The organism is Rhodococcus sp. 06-462-5, assembly GCF_002258315.1.
GTDB lineage: Bacteria > Actinomycetota > Actinomycetes > Mycobacteriales > Mycobacteriaceae > Rhodococcoides.
Window position 1 is genome coordinate 105,486 of record NZ_NOYD01000013.1, and the last position, 18,169, is coordinate 123,654.

The following is an 18,169-nucleotide window of genomic DNA, read 5'->3' on the forward strand; positions in this document are numbered from 1 at the left end:
CCTGCTCACTGCGACGAACCCTCACGGTAACCGTGGATTCACGGCCTCCCTGTCACAATTCAGCAACCAATCCACCAACCAATGCAGGCAGCCCGACCGCAGCCGTGGTGCGCCACCGGTGATCGGCCATGTCCGAGACCTCGGTCTCGACCGGGTTGATCTCCACCACCGTCGCTCCGGCGCTGCGAGCGATCGCAGGCAGTCCGGCAAACGGGTACACAACTCCGGACGTGCCGACCACGAGAACCAGGTCGGCATTTCGGACGGCATCCTCGGCCGCCTCCCACGCGGCCTCGGGCAGTGATTCGCCGAACCACACCGCTCCCGGTCTGATCAGCCCGCCGCACAGCGGGCACTCCGGCGGCGGAACCCGCTGGTCCGCCTCCGCCGGAGCGTCGGCGTCAGCGTCGAACTGCGCCCGCGTTCCACAATCGCTGCAGTACGGCTCGAACAGAGACCCGTGCACGTGCGAGAGAACCGTGGCCCCGGCCCTCTCGTGCAGGTCGTCGACATTCTGGGTGGCGATGTCGACGTGCGCCTGCTGCTGCCATTGCGCAAGTGCCACATGACCGGCGTTCGGCTTGGAGCGTCGAACCAATTCGGCTCGCCATCGATACCAGCCCCACACCAGATCGCTGTCGGCCAACCACCCCTCGGGGCTGGCGAGATCCTTGGGATCGAAGTCCTTCCACAACCCGCTCTGGGCGTCCCGAAACGTTGCGATCCCCGACTCGGCCGACATGCCTGCACCGGTGAGTACGGTGATCCGCGATGCACCTCTCGCGGCGTCCACGACGGGCTCAGGAACGGTGACGGGCGACGGATTCTCTGAAGTGGTCACACAGTCATTGTGCCGAGCGGTGTGCCACGTCGCGCTACCGTGGTCGCATGAGCATCGACAGCACCTCGCGAACGCGACGACGGTGGCCGCTGTGGGTGGCAGCCTGCACGGCGGTCGTCGTGGTCGCGGTGGTGGGTGTTCTGTGGCTGGCACCGAGCCGGTACCTCCCGTGGGACACCGAAGTATTTCCCGAGGTGAACGCCGGCGAGCTGACCGCCGATCAGGCCCGGGTGGTCGAACTCCTGCGCACAGAGCACGAGTTGCAGCGGCCGGGAACGTTCTACGCCGAGGGCGTCGACGAGGCCTGGTGCGCCGATTTCGTCAGCTGGATCATGAAGGAGGCGGGACTGCCGCTGTCGAATCCTCATTCGGGTTCGTGGCGCATACCCGGCGTCTACACCCTGCAGGAGTACTACCAGGAGCAGGGCCGATTCGAGGCCGTGGGCGACTACACGCCATCGGTGGGCGATGTGGTGCTCTACGACAACACCAGCTGGGCCGGCCAGCACACCAACGTGATCGTGGCGGTCGAGGGCGACGAGGCCATCACCGTCGGAGGCAACGAAGCCGGCAAGATCAGGGTGCACACACTGCACTACGCATCCGATTCCGGGGTCGTCGGATTCGGTCGCCTGCAGAGCTGACGGTCGTCATCCGGGCGCTTCGTACGCCTCGCCATACGAGCGTGCACCACCGTCTCGTTTGGCCCGATAGAGCAGCATGTCCGCGCGGTCGAAACAGTCGTCGACGGACTCCCCCGCACGCAGCGTCGTGTAGCCCGCAGAGAAGGTCTGTCCGTCGGGCACGACCGCCGACAGCTCGGCCAGCACGGCCGACATGGTCGTCGAACCCACACCGGGCATCGCGACAGCGAACTCCTCGCCGCCCCACCTGGCAATGGAGACGCGGCCACCGAGAAGGTCCTGCGCAGCAGCGGAGAACCGAACCAACAACCGATCCCCGCGTCCGTGCCCGTACCTGTCGTTGTAGGACTTGAACCGATCGAAGTCGATCATCGCCAGAGCCAATGCGAGGTCGGCACCACGGGGTGTCGTGAACTGATGCAACCGATCTCGCCATCCACGTCGGTTGAGCAAGCCGGTGAGGGCATCGGTCTGCGCGGCTTGACGGAGGTCGTCCTCGACTCGCCGCCGGTCGGTGGTGTCGTGTACGACTGCCATCGTCCACCGAACGCCCCCGGGGCCGGGAACCTCACTGGCCGAGATCCACCCCCACCGGACCGTGCCGTCGGCATGCAGGTAGCGCTTCTCGACATGAACCGATTCCCCGCGCGCCTTGGCGTCGTCCATGATCTGTTCCATCGCGGCGTGCTGAGCCAGATCGTCGGGATGGGTGAACTCACGCGAGGACCGGCCCGCCAACAGATGGCGCGGACAACCGACGATGGCCGCATACGCCTCGTTCGCGAGAACCAACAATCCGTTCTCGTCGGCCAGTGCCAATCCGACTGTGCTGGCCTCGAACATCTCCCGATACCAACGATCGGTGTCGACCATCTTCAGCCGGGTCTCTTCCTCGAACTGTGCGAGCCACGTCGAATCGCACGGACAACCGAGAATACTCGGTGCGCCGTACCGGACTGCTCTCGAGCAGGGTGCGGCCGATCTTGACCTTGACGTAGCGTCACGGTTCACACTGAACACATGAGAATCGGATCCCTGGCCGACGCCGCCGGAACGACACCTCGAACAGTGCGTCACTACCACCGTCTCGGCCTGCTCGGTGAGCCACGCCGACTGTCCAACGGGTACCGCGAGTACACGATCGACGACGTGGTTCGACTGATGAGAATCCGCTGGCTCGCCGATGCCGGAATGCCCCTCGGTGCGATCGCAGCCGCCCAGGACCGGTCCGAGGCGGACGAGAGCGATGTGGTCACCGATCTGCGCGCTCTGCTCGCGGGTATCGAAACGGAGCAAAAAGCTCTGGTGCACAAGCACGCTCGTTTGTCGGCCCTACTCGATGACGCCGTCGAGCATCGTCCACTGACGGCCCTGCCGCGCGATGCGGCCGACACACTGGCGGCGTTGATCGATAGCGCTGCCGAGACCGACCGAGAAGCGCTGCTTCGTGAGCGTGACCTACTCGAGGTGATGGCGATCTCGGGCACCGTCCCCGCGTCGTTCTTCGAGTCGATGACCGCGACGCTCGACGATCCCGGCACCCGGCTGAAGTACCTGACACTCCTGCGCAGATTCAGCGTGCTCGAAGGCCGAGACGTCGACGAAGCTGCAGACGACATCGATTCCCTCGCAGCAGAATTGGCGTCGGTGCTCGATATCCACGCTCTCGTCTCGACGGAGCCCGACGTCCCTGCCCACGAGAGCGGCCCCCTGAGTATCGACGACATCGTGCCCGATCCCGCTCAGCGCGCAGTGATCATCGAGGCCATCGCGCGTCTGGAGACTTGCGAACCGAGCAGCCCCGGTGGTGCTCGATGACGGTCCACACTCCTGTTCAGGTCGGCCGATGGCACGCACTGCTGCTGTGGGCGCGGGGACGGCATGCCCCGGTCGATGCGGACTCCGCAACATTCACGGCAGTGCGTGGAACTCTTGCCATGCCTGCGATGTTCGGCGTCGTCACCGTCATCGAGATGGTCGTTCTGCATCTGCTGATTCCGGTGCTGTGGATCAGCGCAGTCGTTGCAGCGCTGTCGGTGGCGTCGCTGGTGGTTCTCGCCTCGACGGTCGCACTGGCCCGCGTCCATCCCCATGTTCTCTCGCCGACGACGCTCACTCTGCGAACCTCGGGGAAGGTCGTCGCGACGGTGAACCGAGCGACCATCGTCTCCGCCCGAATCCACCGCCGCTACGGAGTCGTGTCGCCGGCTCTCGACGGCGGCCGACTAGTACTGCCGAATCAGGACGGAACCACCGTCGACATCGACCTGTCCTGTGCCACAACGGTTATAGTGCCCGCACCTCTGAAGCGATGGAGGGTCGACGGCAGTGCCGACTCCTTCGGCCTTCAGGTCGACGATCCCGCAGCACTCGTCGCAGCGCTCACTCGGCCCGCCACCGCCACCGGATCCGTATCGGCGCGTCGGAGCAGACCGGTCGCGAACAACAGAACCATCAAGGCCAGCGCGGTGATGACGGAACCGACCCAGATCGGCGAGGTGTAACCGAGACCGGCCGAGATCGTCACACCCCCGAGCCACGCGCCCAACGCGTTTCCGAGATTGAACGCGGCGATGTTCGCGCCGGAAGCCATCGTCGGAGCGTCGGATGCGAACGACATCACCCGCATCTGCAGCCCCGGGACCGTCGCGAAACCGAACGCACCCATGAGCACGAGAGATGCGATGGTCGCCGGGCGACTCTCCGCGGTGAGCGCGAAGAAGACGAGGACGACGGTCAGTGCCCCGAGCAGAATCGTCAGTGTGCCGGTGAGGTTGCGGTCGGCCGCCTTGCCGCCGAGGTAGTTGCCGACGAACAGTCCACCGCCGAACAGCACGAGGAGCCATGGCACCGAACTCGACGCGAAGCCACTGACGTCGGTGAGCGTGAACGCGATGTACGTGAACGCACCGAACATGCCGCCGTACCCGAGCACCGTGACCACGATGGACAGCCATACCTGCACCGACCGGAACGCTCGCAGCTCTCGACGCAGATTGCTCACCTCACCGCTGCCGGTGTCGCGAGGAACGAGGGCGGCGATACCGATCAGCGCGACGACGCCGATCACCGTGATCGCCCAGAACGTCGAGCGCCATCCGTAGTTCTGACCCAGGAACGTCCCGAACGGAACTCCGAGGACGTTGGCGGCGGTCAGGCCGGCGAACATCATGGCGATGGCTGCTGCCTTCTTCGCCGGTGCGACCAGGCCGGCCGCGACGACGGCACCGATGCCGAAGAACGCTCCGTGACACAGCGCTGCGACGACGCGGCCGAACAGCATCATCTCGTAGCTGCTCGACAGTGCGGAGACGAGGTTGCCGACGACGAACAGGCACATCAGTGCGAGCAGGACGTTCTTGCGTGGAAACCGTGTCACGGCGGCCGTGACGACCAGGGCTCCGACGACGACGGACAGTGCATAGCCAGTGATGAGCCAACCGGCGGTGGCCTCGGTGACCGCGAAATCGGCCGCGACTTCGGGCAGTAGGCCCATGATGACGAATTCGGTCAATCCGATTCCGAATCCCCCGATGGCGAGGGCGAGCAAGCCGAGTGGCATGTCTGAACTCCTGAATGGAAGATGCGTACGCAATTATCGAGCTTTCGCGCGTAGTTGCACGCGCTTGGTAAATACTTGCACACGCCTCATACGTGCGCAAGACGGTTAACGTGGGACGGGCCCGAAACCGTCCGCGAACTGGGACTATCGCCACAAAGCAGACTCCGAGGGGTACTTCACCTCGCGTACACGTATTGTTTGCCCCAGAATCCCGATCTCATCAGAATCGGGTACCACCGTCCGCGACCCCCGACCGAGTGGTCGAATACAGAGCCGGGAAGTCACTTCTCCTCCATGCACGTACCCCAGAGCAGCGCCGATACCGATTCGGTCGCCGATACCTCGGCCGCAGTTGCGGCTCCGGCTCAGGGGGACGCAGCTCCGCCGTCGAGCGGATCGCGTCGGCCACCGCAGCGGCACGATCTCAACGGCCTGCGCGGTGTCGCCATCGCCCTCGTCGTCGTCTTCCACATCTGGATGGGTCGAGTGTCGGGCGGCGTCGATGTCTTCCTCACCCTGTCCGGCTTCTTCTTCACCGCATCTCTGCTGAGATCGGCCGAGTCCGGGGCAAGCCTGAACCCGATCACTCGCATCTCGCGGGTACTGCGCAGGCTCGGCCCGCCCTTGCTGATCACCTTGTTCGCGGTAGCCGTCGCATCGGTTTTCCTGCTGCCGCGGACCCGCTGGGCCGATCTCGGCGATCAACTGGTGTCCGGTGTCTTCTACTTCGTGAACTGGCAGCTGGCGACGACGGCGAACGACTACCTGGCGGCCGACCCGTCGGTGAGTCCGGTTCAGCACCTGTGGTCGGTGGCGGTGCAGTTCCAGTTCTATCTACTGGCCATTGCCGTCGTGTTCGGTCTCGCATGGGTCCGACGCATCGCGCGACCCGAGGGACCACGGAGTCTTCGACCTGTGACGTTCGCGGTGATTTTCGCCGTGATCGCGGTGGTCTCTTTCGTGTACGCAGCGGACGGTGTTCGACGCCACCAGGCGTGGAACTACTACGACACCGGTGCGCGGCTGTGGGAGATCATGCTCGGGGCCGCAGTCGCAGCCGTGTTCGCCGCACGCGGCGGCAAACCGGCGGCCGGGCCGTCTGCCCGCGACACCCGAACGTGGTCGACCGCACGCGGGGCCCTTGCCGTCATCGGCATGGCGACCATCGTCGCGTGCGGCTTTCTCGTCGACGGTGTTGCTGCTTTTCCGGGGCCGCTGGCCCTCGTTCCGGTGCTGGCCACCATTGCATTGATCGTCGCCGGCTCCGAGACCGCCGTCGCGGCCACGCTCTCCAATCGGTTCTTCGCCTGGCTCGGATCCATCGCGTTTCCGCTCTACCTGTGGCACTGGCCGCTGCTGATCTTCTACCTCTCGGCCACCGGTCGGTCCCACGTCGACCTGCTCGGCGGCATCGGCATCGTCGCAGCCTCGATCGCGCTCGCGTTCCTCACCGTCCGGCTGGTCGAGCGACCCACGCAGTCGACGACATTCACCCCGGGACGCATCGCGGTGACCGCGTGTGCGGTGGTCGCCGCGATCGCGGTCACTGCGAGTTCGATCGGATGGAACGCCTACATCAGCCGATCGATCGAAGCCGTGCAAGCCGACGGATCGGTGGACGAGCTGACCCACCCGGGGGCGCTCGAATTGACCGACGGGATTCGCGCGGACCCTGCCGACCTGAGCCCGCCCCTCTATTCGGCTCCGGAGGACCTGCCGGCCACGACCATCGAGGGCTGCATCGCCGATTTCGAGACCCGGGACGCGATCTCGTGCTCCTACGGCGACGTCGACGCGACCCGAACCATCGTGCTGGCGGGCAGCTCGCACGCCGAGCACTGGGTCACGGCCCTCGACGCCCTGGGACGGCAACACGGCTTCGCGGTGGTCACTTTCCTGAAGATGGGATGCCCGCTGAGCGCGAACACGATGCCGATGCTCGGTCCGAACGAGTACCCGGATTGCCTGGACTGGACGCAGACCGTGCTCGCCGACATCGCCGACATGAAGCCGGACTACGTGTTCACCACCGCCACCCGGCCCCGGGAGGACGCCCCAGGCGACTTCACGCCCCCCTGGTACGCCTCGGTCTGGCAGCAACTGACCGCGGACGGCGTCGGAATTCTGGGCATCCGAGACACGCCGTGGCTCGCCTATCGGGCCATCGACTGCCTCGCCGACGGCGGCACGGCCGCCTCCTGCGGCATCCCGAGGGACGAGGCGCTGGACCCCGTCAACCCGGCCCTGGCCTCGTCGTTCCAGCTGAGCGGATTCTCCGCTCTCGACCTGTCGGATGCGGTGTGCGACGACTCCGTGTGCCGCGCCGAGCAGGGAAACGTTCTGATCTACCGTGACGAACACCATCTCACCGCCACCTACGTGCGAACCCTCACCACCGAGCTGGGCCGACAGATCGGATCGGCCACCGGCTGGTGGGCCGGACCGTGATCCAGTCGGTCCGAGGCCAGGGGCATGCGGCTCGCGCTCGGTAAGCCCGGGCCCACCCGCCACAGTAGGGTTGATCCATGCTGCACGAAGCCTCCGACGACACGCCTGCCATCGCAGTATGGCCGGGATCCGCTTATCCGCTCGGCGCGACCTACGACGGAGCAGGAACCAATTTCGCACTGTTTTCCGAAGTGGCGGAGGCCGTCGATCTGTGCCTGATCGCCGACGACGGAACCGAGACCCGCATCCGTTTCGAGGAGTCCGACGGCTACGTCTGGCACGCATATCTGCCCACGGTGGTACCGGGTCAGCGCTACGGCTATCGCGTTCACGGCCCGTGGGATCCGGCGGCCGGGCATCGCTGTGATCCGAGCAAGCTGCTCGTGGATCCGTACGGCAAGGCGTTCGAGGGATCGTTCGACGGCGACCGATCGCTGTTCTCGTACAACATGGACGCGCCGGCTCCCGAGCCCGAACCCGAGGCCGAGGCCGAGGTACGGATCGTCGAGGAGACCACGGATTCACTCGACGCCGAGACCCCGTTCGAGGACGCCACCGATCTCGCCGATCCCGACGACGAGATCATCGAGGAAGCCCCCATCGCGCACGACGACGTGCCGAACAACGACTTCCCCCAGCACGATTCGCTCGGACACACGATGACCACCGTCGTGATCAACCCCTTCTTCGACTGGCAGGCCGATCGCGCCCCGAAGCGCCCGTATCACGAGACGGTGATCTACGAGGCCCACGTCAAGGGCATGACGATCAACCATCCCGACATCCCCGAAGCCGAACGCGGCACCTATGCGGGCCTGGCGCATCCGGTGATCATCGACCACCTCAACCACCTCGGTGTCACGGCCATCGAGCTGATGCCGGTGCACCAGTTCATGCAGGATCAGGTTCTGCTGGACAAGGGGTTGCGAAACTACTGGGGCTACAACACATTCGGCTTCCTCGCTCCGCACGCGGAGTACTCTTCTCTGCAGTCTCCCGGTGCCGCGGTCACCGAGTTCAAGGCCATGGTTCGTTCGTTCCACGCTGCCGGCATCGAGGTGATCCTCGACGTGGTCTACAACCACACCGCCGAGGGCAACCACATGGGCCCGACGATCAGCTTCCGCGGCATCGACAACGCCGCGTACTACCGGCTCGTCGACGGCGACCTCGAGCACTACATGGACTACACCGGTACCGGCAACAGCCTCAACGCGCGACACCCGCACACCCTGCAGCTCATCATGGACTCACTGCGCTACTGGGTCACCGAGATGCACGTGGACGGATTCCGATTCGACCTCGCGTCCACCCTGGCTCGCGAACTGCACGACGTCGATCGCCTGAGCGCATTCTTCGATCTGGTGCAACAGGATCCGGTCGTCAGCCAGGTGAAGCTGATCGCCGAGCCCTGGGACGTCGGCGAAGGCGGCTACCAGGTCGGCAACTTCCCCGGCCTGTGGACGGAGTGGAACGGCAAGTACCGCGACACCGTGCGCGACTACTGGCGGGGCGAGCCGGCCACGCTGGGCGAGTTCGCGTCGAGACTGACCGGATCCTCGGACCTGTACGAGGCCACCGGCCGTCGCCCCGGTGCCAGCATCAACTTCGTCATCGCGCACGACGGGTTCACCCTCAACGATCTGGTGTCGTACAACGACAAGCACAACGAAGCCAACGGCGAAGACAACAACGACGGCGAGAGCCACAACCGCTCGTGGAACTGCGGCGTTGAGGGCCCGACCGACGATCCGGAGATCCTGGACCTGCGTGCCCGGCAGATCCGCAACATCATGGCGACGTTGCTGCTCAGCCAGGGCACGCCGATGATCGCCCACGGCGACGAGATGGCGCGCACACAGCAGGGCAACAACAACGTGTACTGCCAGGACTCCGAACTGGCCTGGATGGACTGGTCGTTGGCCGAGAAGAACGCCGAACTGATCGAGTTCACGCGCAACGCCATTGCGCTGCGCGCCGACCACCCGGTGTTCCGGCGTCGACGGTTCTTCGAGGGCCGCCCCATTCGAACCGGCGAGCAGGCCCGAGACATCGCCTGGCTCACCCCCGCGGGCGAGGAGATGACGCCGGAGGACTGGGACAGCGGATTCGGCAAGTCGCTGACGGTGTTCCTCAACGGTGACGGAATCCCGGAGCCGAACCAGCGCGGCGAGCGCGTCATCGACGACTCGTTCCTGTTGTGCTTCAACGCACATCACGAGACCATCGAGTTCGTGACCCCGGACGGAAACTACGCCAAGGAATGGACGGTGGCGCTGAACACCGCGTCGCGAACCGGGGCAAGTGAGAAATCGATCGAAGCGGGTACACCGGTGGAGGTCACCGCTCGTTCCCTGCTCGTTCTACGAAAGACTGCCTGACACATGCCGCTGCCCACCAGTACATACCGGTTACAACTGCGGGGCGATGCCTTCACCCTGGCCGACGCCTCCGAGGTGGTCGACTACCTGCACGACCTCGGGGTCACCCACCTCTATCTGTCGCCGATCCTGACGGCAACGGACGGATCGACGCACGGTTACGACGTCACCGATACCTCGACGGTCTCTGCTGCGCTGGGCGGCCGAGAAGCATTGACGCAGTTGCATTCTCGTGCCGCCGAACTGGGCATGGGGATCATCGTCGACATCGTGCCCAACCACGTCGGAGTGGAGGATCCGCGGCAGAACGGATGGTGGTGGGACGTACTGCGCCGCGGTCGCGACTCCGAGTACGCGACGTACTTCGACATCGACTTCGGAGCCGACAACGGCGTCGACGGCAAGATCGCCATCCCCGTCCTCGGTAGCGCGAACGACGTCGGCGAGTTGACTGTCGACCGCTCCGAGGATCAGCCTCTGCTCGCGTTCTACGAGCACCGCTTCCCCATCGCCGACGGCACCGACAGCGGCGACGCGCAGGCCGTGCACGACCGTCAGTCGTACCGACTGGTGAGCTGGTCCGACGGGCTGATCGGGTACCGACGGTTCTTCTCGGTGAACGGTCTGGCCGGGATCCGGCAGGAGGACCTCGACGTCTTCACCGACTCCCATCGTCAGGTGGCAAGTTGGATCGAGGACGGTCTGATCGACGGACTTCGCGTCGACCATCCCGACGGGCTGGCCGACCCCGCCGGCTATCTCACCGAACTACGCGGGCTTCTCGGCCCGGACCGGTGGCTGGTCATCGAGAAGATTCTGGCCGACGGGGAACCGCTCGACGAATCGCTCCCCGTCGACGGTACGACCGGATACGACGCCCTGGCCGCGGTCGGCGGAGTGTTCGTCGATCCCGAGGGAGTGCACGCGCTCACCGCGTTGTCCCAGGTTCGTTCGGGCATCGCCTACGACAGCGAGACGCTGCACGAGACCGAACTCGACCTCAAGACCGGTGTCGCCCGCGGCGACCTGTCCCCGGAGGTGCGACGCCTCGCGAGGGCCGTCGTGCGCGAGTCCGGCACCACCGTCGATCTCGAGTCCGTCATCGACGCGATCGTCGCCGTCGTCGCGGCCGTCCCCGTGTACAGGACCGACTACGCGCCGCTCGCTCGCGTACTGCCCGGCGTGATCGCGGAGATCGGCGAGGAGCAGCCCGAACTGGCGGCCGGCCTCGGCGCGTTGACGACAGCTCTCATCGGCGGTGCCGAATCGCCGGTGCGCTTCGATCAGGTGTGCGGTGCCGTCACCGCCAAGGGCGTCGAGGACTGCCTGTTCTACCGTGCGAACCGGCTCATCTCGTTGCAGGAGGTCGGCGGCGATCCCAGCCGATTCGGTTGCAGCACAGAGTTCTTCCATCTCACCAATGCAGACCGCGCGAAGCGCTGGCCGGCGGCGATGACCACACTGTCGACCCACGACACCAAGCGAGGCGAGGACGTGCGGGCCCGCATCGGCGTACTGTCGCAGACTCCCGAACTGTGGGCCCGCTGCATCACCGACTGGGAAGAGCTGGCTCCCAGCCCGGACGGTACGACCGGAATGTTCCTGTGGCAGAACCTGTTCGGAGTCTGGCCGACCGACGGAGTGGTCACGTCCTCGTTGCGTGAACGCGTCCACGCCTACGCCGAGAAGGCAATCCGCGAGGCCGCCCTTCGCACGACGTGGACCGACCCGGACGAGGAATTCGAGTCCGCGGTACACAGTTGGCTCGACACGATCTTCGACGGGGCCGTCGCTCGCTCGATGTCGATGCTCGTCGAAAAGCTCGCTCCGCATGGGCATTCCGACGCACTGGGTCAGAAACTGCTGAACCTGGCCGGGCCCGGCATCCCCGACGTGTATCAGGGCACCGAGCTGTGGGAGGACTCGCTCGTCGACCCCGACAACCGCAGGCCCGTCGACTACTCGGTCCGTCGATCGATGCTCGCAGCGTCGAGCACCGCGCCCTCGATCGATACCGGTGCCGCCAAGCTCGCCGTCGTTCGCTCCGCGCTGCACGTGCGCCGCGAGCGGCCCGAGAGTTTCGTCGGCGGAACCTACACACCCATCGTCGCGGACGGATCGGCAGCGCAGCACCTCGTCGGATTCGCACGTGGACCGGTTCCCGGAAACTCCGACGTGATCGCGCTCGCCACGAGATTCTCGCTCGGCTTGTCCGAGCAGGGCTGGGGCGAAACCACCGTGACCCTGCCCGACGGCCGCTGGCGCGACCGCATCACCGACGTCGAACACACCGGCACCGTGTCGGTCGGCGAGGTGTTCGCCTCGCTCCCGGTCGCACTTCTGGTGCGCAACAACGAAGGAACGGTTCCCCAGTGATTTCTCCGGCAGCACCGACAGCACCCGTAGCGACTCGTCGGTTCCAGGTCTGGGCACCGACCCCGGAGACGGTCCGCCTCCAGCTCGACGACACGGTACATCCGATGCAGCGCTCGTCGAACGGGTGGTGGCACGCGGACGTCGAAAGCAGCCCGACGAGTCGATACGGCTTCCTTCTCGACGACGCAGACAAGGCGCTCCCGGATCCGCGGTCGCCTCGGCAGCCCGACGGGGTACACGAGTTGTCCCAGGTCTTCGAAATCGATCCGACGCTGTGGACCGACGCGGCCTGGACCGGACGGCAACTGCCCGGCTCGTCGATCTACGAGCTGCACATCGGCACGTTCACCGACGAGGGCACGTTCGACGCGGCGATCGACAAGCTCGACCATCTGGTCGATCTCGGCGTCACGTTCGTCGAGATCATGCCGGTCAACGGGTTCAACGGCGAGCACAACTGGGGCTACGACGGCGTTCTCTGGTACACCGTGCACGAGGCATACGGTGGCCCGGAAGGGTTGCAGCGCTTGGTCGATGCCTGCCACGGCCGCGGCATCGGCGTCGTTCTGGACGTGGTCTACAACCATCTCGGACCGTCCGGTAACTACCTGGACCGCTTCGGCCCGTACATGACCGAGGGTGCCAACAGCTGGGGCCAGGCGATCAACTACGCCGAGGCCAATTCGGGCGAAGTGCGGCGCTACGCCCTCGACAACGCACTGCGTTGGTTCTCCGAGTTCCACATCGACGCGCTGCGACTGGACGCGGTGCACGCGATCGTCGACCACACTGCGGTGCACCTGCTCGAACAGCTGTCGATCGAAACTCGCAGTCTCTCGGCACATCTGGGTCGGCCGCTGACCCTGATCGCGGAGAGCGATCTCAACGATCCGATGCTGATCACCGCTCGGTCGGGCGGCGGTTACGGACTGGACGCCCAGTGGGACGACGACATCCACCATGCGATCCACGCCGCGGTCTCCGGTGAGCGGCAGGGCTACTACGGCGATTTCGGTTCACTGCAAGGGCTGGCGAACACGTTGCGGCAGGGCTTCTTTCACGCCGGAACGTACTCGAGTTTCCGCGGTCGCATCCACGGTCGACCATTGGACACCCGGCGCATCCCGGCCAGCTCACTGGTGACCTACACGACCACACACGACCAGGTGGGCAACCGCGCGATCGGCGACCGACCGGGCTTCTACCTCTCCCCCGGCCAGCTCGCCATCAAGGCCGCCCTGGTGCTGACCTCGCCCTACACTCCGATGCTCTTCATGGGCGAGGAATGGGGAGCGTCGACGCCGTTCCAGTTCTTCACTTCGCACCCCGAGCCCGAGCTGGGCAAGGCCACCGCAGAAGGGCGCAAGGCGGAGTTCGCCGAGCACGGTTGGGACAAGAGCGATATCCCCGATCCGCAGGACCCCGAGACGTTCACGCGGTCGAAGCTGAACTGGTCGGAGCTGGGCGACGGCGATCATGCGCGACTGCTGGCCGTCTATCGCGATCTACTGCGACTGCGCCGTGACCGCACCGAACTGACCGATCCGTGGCTCGACCACGTGAAGGTGGACTACGACGAGGACGCGCAGTGGATCGTCGTTCGCCGCGGCCGCATCAGCGTGGTGTGCAACCTGTCCGAATCCGCGGTGACGGTGCCGGTCGGCGGCTCGACACTGCTCGAGTGGGAGCCGACGACCTCGACCGACACCGGCTCTGCCACCACGGTTCCCGGTCACTGCGTCGTCGTGCTGGAGTCCTGACGCCTGCGCAGATTGACCAGGACGAACACGGCGGTGACCGCCAGCACCACAGCGGTGGCGACGGCCGCGACATGCATGCCCGACACGAACGCAGCATGTGCGGAATCGAGCAGAACCGTCGCCACCGAGTCCGGCAACTCACGAGCCACCGCGTCCGCGCCGCCGAGTGTTTCGCCTGCCTTGGCTCCGAGCTCGGGGGTCAGCTGGGTGACGTCGATTCCGCGACGGAAGATGGCCATGACCACGGTGCCGAGTACAGCGACACCCAATGCGATACCCAGCTCGTACGCGGTCTCCGACACCGCCGAGGCAGCTCCCGCTCTTTCGGGTTCGACCGCACTGACCACCAGTTCGGAGGTCAGCGTCAGCGCGACACCCACGCCGGCTCCCACCAGCACGAACCCGGCGATGAACAGCGCCGGACCACTGTCCGTGGCCAAGCCGACCAGGATGCCTGCGCCCGCAGCCGCCACGAACATCGCCACACCGAGCACCGTCCCCGCGCTGAAGTACCGAACCAGGACCGCGACCAGCAGCGAGGTGACGATACTGGCGGCGGTGCCGGGCAGCAGTAACAGTCCGGCTTCGAGTGGACTGTTGCCGAGCACGAGCTGCAGGTACTGCGAGCCGAAGAACAACACTCCGGCGAGCGCGAACACCGACAGGAAGTTCGTGGCCACGCCCGTCGAGAACGCCCGGTTGGCGAACAGTCGCAGGTCGATCATCGGGGCCGCGAGTCTCCGCTGCCGACGGACGAACACGAACCCCGCGATGACGCCGACCACCGCGGAGAGCAGGTAGACCACGTCGAATCCGTGTGCCGCAGTCTCTTTCACCGCGAACACCACGGGGACGATGGCGAGCATCGACAGTGCCGAGCTCGTCAGGTCGAAGCGCCCCGGGTTCGGATCCTTGGACTCGGGGATGACCAGCGGCCCGAGAGCGATGAGCACGATCATCACGGGGATGTTGATGAGGAACACCGATCCCCACCAGTAATGCTCGAGCAGCCAGCCGCCCACGAGTGGACCCGCGGCGGCACCGCCACCGGCCATCGCGCCCCACACTCCGATCGCGGCGACGCGCTGACGCGGGTTCAGGAAGATGGTCCTGATCAAGCCGAGGGTCGCAGGCATCAGCGTCGCGCCGGAGATGCCCTGGAGCACCCGCGCGGCGATGAGCATCTCGGCGCTGGTCGAGACAGCGGCGACGAGCGAGGCGATACCGAAACCCGCGGCACCGATCAGTAGCAATCGGCGACGACCGATCCGATCTCCGAGCGTGCCCATGGTGATGAGCAGGCCTGCCAGGACGAACGAGTAGACGTCGATGATCCACAGCAACTGGTTGCTGGTCGGTGCCAGATCCGAACTGATGAAGGGCAGGGCCAGATCGAGGACCGTGCCGTCCACAGCGATGAGCAACACCGCGAAGGCCAGAACCACCAGACCCAGCCAGTCCTTCGGGGTGGCTCGATGCTCGAATGCTCCGGTCGCCTCGTGCACCGAGCCGGTGCGCACGTCACTCACTGCTTCTCCTACGTTCTGCGCCCGGTGACCGTGAAGACGGCCCGAAGCGCCTACGAGTACCGACCGTCCAGCCGGTACAGTGATCGAGAGTACCGCGAACCGTCCAGCCGGTAAAGTGAATTTCATGTCATCGGACACCCGCGACCGAATACTCGACGCACTCGAATCGATGCTGATCGAACACGGCATGACCAAAGTGACCCTCGACAGCGTCGCCGCCGCCGCAGGCGTCTCCAAAGGCGGACTGCTGTACCACTTCAAGACCAAGGATGCCCTGGTGGCGGCAATGGTGCGCCGACTCGGTGCTCAGGCGGACGAGCAACGCGCTCACGCCGCGGCAGGCGGGACGTCCGTGGCCGAGTGGTACCTGCAGCCGCCGGATTCGATCTCGGAGAAGGAGATCGCTCTCTATCGCTCGACACTGGCCGCCTTGCGGAGCGTGGACGGCAATTCCGACGAGGTTCAGGAAGCCGTCGTCGACATGATGCGACTGTGGGACGAGGGTCTGCGCACCGAAATCGACGATCCCGTGCAGGCCGAAATCATTCGGCTCGTCGGCGACGGGATTTACCTCGGTGCCCTGCTCGACCTGCCTGCAGTGGATCCCGAACTGCACAAACGCGTCGTCGACCGCCTGCTCGGTCGCTGACTCAGGTCAAGTAGCGGTACACCGGAGACCCCGGCTCGAGCTGCTCCACCTGCAGGTGCGAGGACCTCATGCGCTCGAGGAGGGCGGAGAGGCCGTCCGCCGCACCGAGTTGAATGCCGACGAGCGCAGCACCTGTCTCCCGGTTGTTGCGCTTGACGTACTCGAACAGGGTGATGTCGTCCTCGGGCCCGAGCACCTCGTCGAGGAAGCGACGTAGTGCGCCTGGCTCCTGCGGGAAGTCCACGAGAAAGTAATGCTTGAGGCCCAGGTGAACGAGCGATCGCTCGAGGATCTCGCCGTAGCGAGAGACGTCGTTGTTGCCGCCGGACACCAAGCACACGACGGTGCTTCCCGGCGCGATGTCGAGATGCTCGAGCGCTGCAACGGCCAACGCGCCCGCCGGCTCGGCGATGACGCCCTCGTTCTGGTACAGCTCGAGCATTGCGGTACACACCGCGCCCTCGTCGATCTGGGTGATCAGGAATGCACCGGGTCCGGAACTGTCGAACACCGGCGCGGTGATCAGCGGCAACGAAGCATGGGACACCACCGTGGCACCCAGCGACTGCAACGCTGCGTACGGCACGTCGCCGATGCGGCGGACGGCAGCTCCGTCGACGAACGGATCGATGTCGGCGAGCGTGACCGGACCGCCGGCGATCAGCGCGGCGGTCATCGACGCGGCCCCGGACGGCTCGACGCCCACCAGCGAGGTCTGCGGTGCTCGCTCGCGCAGGTAGCTCGAGATGCCCGCGATGCATCCGCCGCCGCCGACGGGCATGACGACGACATCCGGCGCGCCACCGAGCTGGTCGACTATTTCGGCGGCAATGGTGCCCTGGCCGGCGACGGTCCGTGGATCGTCGAACGGCGGCACCATGGTGGCACCGGTACGAGCCACATCCTCGGCTGCGGCAGCTGCCGCAGCATCGAACGTGTCGCCGATGACGATGAGATCGACGAACTCGCCGCCGTGCACCCGAATGCGGTCACGCTTCTGTTTGGGGGTGTTGGCCGGGACGTAGATGCGACCGCGGACCTGCATCGTGCGGCATGCGAAGGCGACGCCCTGCGCGTGGTTCCCGGCGCTCGCCGTCACCACGCCCACAGCGCGCTCGGCGTCCGTCAGCTGGTCCATCAGGTTGTATGCGCCGCGAATCTTGTACGACCGCACGATCTGCAGGTCCTCGCGCTTGAGGTAGACCTTCGCGCCCGTCGCCGCGGACAGCCGCTCGCACAGCTGCAGCGGTGTCGCGGCCACCACCGAAGAAATTCGCACCGCAGCGGCATCGATGTCGGCAGCGGTGACAGCTACCGACGATGAGTGCTGGGAGGCGAGTTCAGGGGATGAAGACACCAGGACATGCTGCCACCAGCGTGGAACGGTTGCCCATCCGGGACCGCTCCACGACCGGTCCGACGGCGTCTCAGGCGCGGGAGAGAACGAGCACAGGTATCTCGCGGTCGGTCTTCTTCTGGTACTCCGCGTAATCCGGGTACGCCGCGACCGAGCGCTCCCACCAGACGGCCTTCTCGTCGCCGGTCACCTCGCGGGCGATGTAGTCGTGCTTCTCGGGACCGTCCTGCAGCTCGACGAGCGGCTCGGCCTTGACGTTGTGGTACCAGACCGGGTGCTTCGGAGCGCCGCCGAGGGAGGCGACGATGGCGTACTCACCGTCGTGTTCGACCTTCATCAACGGTGACTTGCGCAGCTTTCCGCTCTTGTTGCCCTTCGTGGTCAACAGCACTACCGGCATCCCGTTCATCGTCGTGCCTTCGGTTCCGCCGGAGTTCTCGTACAGCTCGGCCTGCTTACGGGCCCAGTCGGATGAACTCGGTTCGTATTCTCCTGTCAATGGCATGACTTTCAGTCAACACCTCGAGGCGACGAGACGCCACGAGATCGGCAACATTGCCAGGTCCGGATCCCAAGTTCGGTGAGCCGAATCTTTGGCGGGTATAGTCTGAACTTCTTGCAG

Annotated in this window: 13 protein-coding genes; 7 read left to right on the forward strand and 6 right to left on the reverse strand. The window is 65.7% G+C overall.

Going from position 1 to position 18,169, the window contains the following annotated elements; all coding sequences use genetic code 11:
- Nucleotides 1–52: 52 nt before the first annotated feature.
- Nucleotides 53–841, reverse strand: a complete 789-nt coding sequence (locus CH251_RS07850) for an NAD-dependent deacylase (RefSeq protein WP_306436812.1) — start codon at nucleotides 839–841, stop codon at nucleotides 53–55.
- 47 nt (nucleotides 842–888) lie between these two features.
- On the opposite strand from CH251_RS07850, the gene CH251_RS07855 reads away from it, so the two are divergent.
- A complete protein-coding gene (locus CH251_RS07855) occupies nucleotides 889–1,485 on the forward strand; it encodes a CHAP domain-containing protein (RefSeq protein WP_094612650.1) in 597 nt (198 codons plus the stop codon).
- A 6-nt stretch (nucleotides 1,486–1,491) separates the two neighbouring features.
- On the opposite strand, the gene CH251_RS07860 is transcribed toward CH251_RS07855, so the two are convergent.
- Nucleotides 1,492–2,358: a sensor domain-containing diguanylate cyclase gene (locus CH251_RS07860; RefSeq protein ID WP_094612651.1), complete on the reverse strand. Its 867-nt coding sequence runs from the start codon at nucleotides 2,356–2,358 to the stop codon at nucleotides 1,492–1,494.
- A 147-nt stretch (nucleotides 2,359–2,505) separates the two neighbouring features.
- Here CH251_RS07860 and CH251_RS07865 point away from each other — a divergent pair, with 147 nt between their 5' ends.
- Complete coding sequence (locus CH251_RS07865; protein ID WP_094612652.1) at nucleotides 2,506–3,303, forward strand: MerR family transcriptional regulator; 798 nt, start codon at nucleotides 2,506–2,508, stop codon at nucleotides 3,301–3,303.
- A 529-nt stretch (nucleotides 3,304–3,832) separates the two neighbouring features.
- Here CH251_RS07865 and CH251_RS07870 read toward each other — a convergent pair.
- The gene (locus CH251_RS07870; protein ID WP_094612653.1) at nucleotides 3,833–5,047 is read right to left on the reverse strand and encodes an MFS transporter; all 1,215 of its coding nucleotides are present in this window, start codon (nucleotides 5,045–5,047) and stop codon (nucleotides 3,833–3,835) included.
- Between the two features lie 294 nt (nucleotides 5,048–5,341).
- On the opposite strand from CH251_RS07870, the gene CH251_RS07875 reads away from it, so the two are divergent.
- The 4 genes from CH251_RS07875 to treZ all read left to right on the forward strand — a co-directional run bounded on the left by CH251_RS07875 (nucleotide 5,342) and on the right by treZ (nucleotide 14,012).
- Entirely contained in the window at nucleotides 5,342–7,495 is a 2,154-nt protein-coding gene (locus tag CH251_RS07875) for an acyltransferase family protein (RefSeq protein WP_094612654.1), read from the forward strand.
- 77 nt (nucleotides 7,496–7,572) lie between these two features.
- A complete protein-coding gene (gene glgX, locus CH251_RS07880; protein WP_094612655.1) occupies nucleotides 7,573–9,876 on the forward strand; it encodes a glycogen debranching protein GlgX in 2,304 nt (767 codons plus the stop codon).
- A gap of 3 nt (nucleotides 9,877–9,879) precedes the next feature.
- A complete protein-coding gene (gene treY / locus CH251_RS07885; RefSeq protein ID WP_094612656.1) occupies nucleotides 9,880–12,252 on the forward strand; it encodes a malto-oligosyltrehalose synthase in 2,373 nt (790 codons plus the stop codon).
- Nucleotides 12,249–14,012: a malto-oligosyltrehalose trehalohydrolase gene (gene treZ, locus CH251_RS07890; protein ID WP_256978888.1), complete on the forward strand. Its 1,764-nt coding sequence runs from the start codon at nucleotides 12,249–12,251 to the stop codon at nucleotides 14,010–14,012. The genes treY and treZ overlap by 4 nt, the downstream gene beginning before the upstream one ends.
- Here treZ and CH251_RS07895 read toward each other — a convergent pair.
- Complete coding sequence (locus CH251_RS07895; RefSeq protein WP_179273335.1) at nucleotides 13,985–15,541, reverse strand: MFS transporter; 1,557 nt, start codon at nucleotides 15,539–15,541, stop codon at nucleotides 13,985–13,987. The genes treZ and CH251_RS07895 overlap by 28 nt on opposite strands.
- A gap of 124 nt (nucleotides 15,542–15,665) precedes the next feature.
- Here CH251_RS07895 and CH251_RS07900 point away from each other — a divergent pair, with 124 nt between their 5' ends.
- Nucleotides 15,666–16,190, forward strand: coding sequence for a TetR/AcrR family transcriptional regulator (locus CH251_RS07900; RefSeq protein WP_094612920.1), 525 nt, complete (start codon nucleotides 15,666–15,668; stop codon nucleotides 16,188–16,190).
- Between the two features lies 1 nt (nucleotide 16,191).
- Here the strand turns inward: CH251_RS07900 and ilvA are convergent, their stop codons facing one another.
- On the reverse strand, nucleotides 16,192–17,547 hold the full coding sequence (gene ilvA, locus CH251_RS07905; RefSeq protein WP_094612658.1) for a threonine ammonia-lyase IlvA: 1,356 nt from the start codon (nucleotides 17,545–17,547) through the stop codon (nucleotides 16,192–16,194).
- 70 nt (nucleotides 17,548–17,617) lie between these two features.
- Nucleotides 17,618–18,052: a nitroreductase family deazaflavin-dependent oxidoreductase gene (locus CH251_RS07910; RefSeq protein ID WP_094612659.1), complete on the reverse strand. Its 435-nt coding sequence runs from the start codon at nucleotides 18,050–18,052 to the stop codon at nucleotides 17,618–17,620.
- Nucleotides 18,053–18,169: the final 117 nt, after the last annotated feature.